General features: G+C 62.8%; 2 protein-coding genes. Both read right to left on the reverse strand.

Annotated elements, in window-relative coordinates; genetic code table 11:
• On the reverse strand, positions 1–598 hold a 598-nt coding region (locus AC1DLB_RS28815; protein ID WP_477786172.1), incomplete at its 3' end, for a tetratricopeptide repeat protein.
• A complete protein-coding gene (gene bcsZ / locus AC1DLB_RS28820; protein WP_477744387.1) occupies positions 574–1,815 on the reverse strand; it encodes a cellulose synthase complex periplasmic endoglucanase BcsZ in 1,242 nt (413 codons plus the stop codon). The genes AC1DLB_RS28815 and bcsZ, both read right to left, overlap by 25 nt.
• Positions 1,816–1,952: the final 137 nt, after the last annotated feature.

Here is a 1,952-nt window from a genome sequence, read left to right on the forward strand (position 1 = left end):
CGGCACGGCTGTCTTCACGACGGACCAGATGCTTGGCGTAAAACAGCGCGACGATCGAGTCGTTGGGCATCTCACGTTGCAGGCGCTGGAATCCGCTGCGTGCTTCAGCCCAGTCAGCCTGATTGAAGGCAAGGTTGTTGTAATACTCGCGGCCGATCGTACCTTGAGGTGGGCGGCCATCGAACAGCGAGCGAAACACGGCGGTCGCCTTGTCACGCTCACCGGCATCGACGAGGCGCCGAGCCTCCTCCAGGCGCTGCTGGTTCTGCGGTTGGGCCACGCCGATGTCCTGCGCCAATTGCAGAGCCTGCCGAGGCGTTGGCTGGATGGCCTGCAAGCGGGCGAGGTATTGCTGCGCCTGTTGTGGCTTGCCCTGTTGCACGCCGATCAAGCCCAGGCCATAGAGTGCGTCAACCTGGACCGGGTCCAGCAGCAGGACTTTCTGCCAGACTTCCGTAGCGCGTTGAGGGTTGTTGTGCGACTGCCAGTAATGCCCTTGCTCGACGAGTAACGTCTGTGGCGTCGGACTTTGAGCGTGTGCAGCAGCCGTCCATGCGCTCATGACGGCGATGGCTAGCGTGCGGTGGTGCGCGTGCATGCGGTCTCCCAGGAGAGTTTCAGCGTTCCGTCTTCCCGGAATCGGTAATGTTTATCTGCCCAGCCGAGCGCGAACAGGCTAAGCATGAAGTTGTAGTAACGCGGCGGACTGGCGTCGGCATCAGGCCTGGCCAGCGCCTCTTGCAAGGCGAGCTCCACGCGCTGGCGTTGTTGATCGGCCAATCGGGGATGCCCCTTGGCCTCAAGGTAGGGAATCAGTGCAGCCCAGAATCCGAACGGGCTCTGACCCTGGACACTGCCGTGGAGAATCCGGATTGTTTCCGGGGGGGAACCCGTCGCGACAGTGCTGCGAGCCATGCCGTCCAGCCGTTTGAGCAGGAGCGCTGCCAGCGGTTCGGAGGCGTCGCTCATGCCCAGCCAGAGGTACGCGCGAATGGCATCGTAGCTGCCCGTGTCGCCGTTGATCGGGTCGCTGACGAAGACACCCGATTGCGCTGAAGTGCCTTGATAACCGACCCAGTCAGCGACAAAACCGTGGTGGCTTGATTGGGCAATCATCGTCGCGGTGTTGTTGGCAATCGCTTGCCAGGGCCCGTTGGGAGCTTCCTTGGCCAGCCGCCGTAACAGTGGCAGTGGCAGGTAGCTGGGGTTCAGGCGCCAGAGAGCATCCGGCAGGACGAAGCCCTGTGGTCCAGGCAATACCATCGGCCCCAGCCCGGGCAGCGAGACGACCAATTGCGCTTCAATCGTCGCCATCAGGTGCAGGGCATCCTGGCGATAGTCCGGCCGATGCCACAGGCGTGCGGCTTCGAGCAGGGCGTAGGCGATCCACAGGTCGGCGTCGGCAGCCGAGTTGGCGTCCTGCAGGCGCCACTGACCGTCCGTGCCTTGCCCCCATAACCAGCCTGGCAGGCGAGTGGCGGTGGTGGAGCCTGCGAGGTTGGCTGATGTCCAGCGCCAGAGTTTGTCAAAGCGTGCCTGATCGTTGCCGATCAGTGCGAAGAGCATGCCGTAGGATTGCCCTTCAGAAGTGCTGTGATTGTTCTCCAGGCTCGATTCCAGAACCCGGCCGTCGGCCTGGACGAAGCGCGTTGCATAGGTTTGCCACAGTGGCCAGGCCGGCAACTCACAGGGAGTTGTGGCGGCTATCGCAGGCACCGGCAGGGCGAGCGCAAGCACAACGCTCAACCTGCGCGCGTTACCGCGCAGGCACTGGCGAAGTGAAACCGCCCGGCTGCTCATGGACGACACAGGCATGCGCAGCTCATTGGCCAAGACGACGTTTGGCCCGTAAGCGCAGGGCCAGGTAAGTCATCGAAGCAAGCAGCAGGACCCCGAGGAGCGTGAACAGCATGAGCGCCATTATGTTTTGCGAGAGGTACCACTGCAGATAG

This window comes from Pseudomonas sp. 05N434 (assembly GCF_056396965.1).

What these genes read in the sequence shown, in the direction of transcription:
- bcsZ (WP_477744387.1), bottom strand. Translation starts at nt 1,815, where the DNA reads ATGCCTGTGTCGTCCATGAGCAGCCGGGCGGTTTCACTTCGCCAGTGC.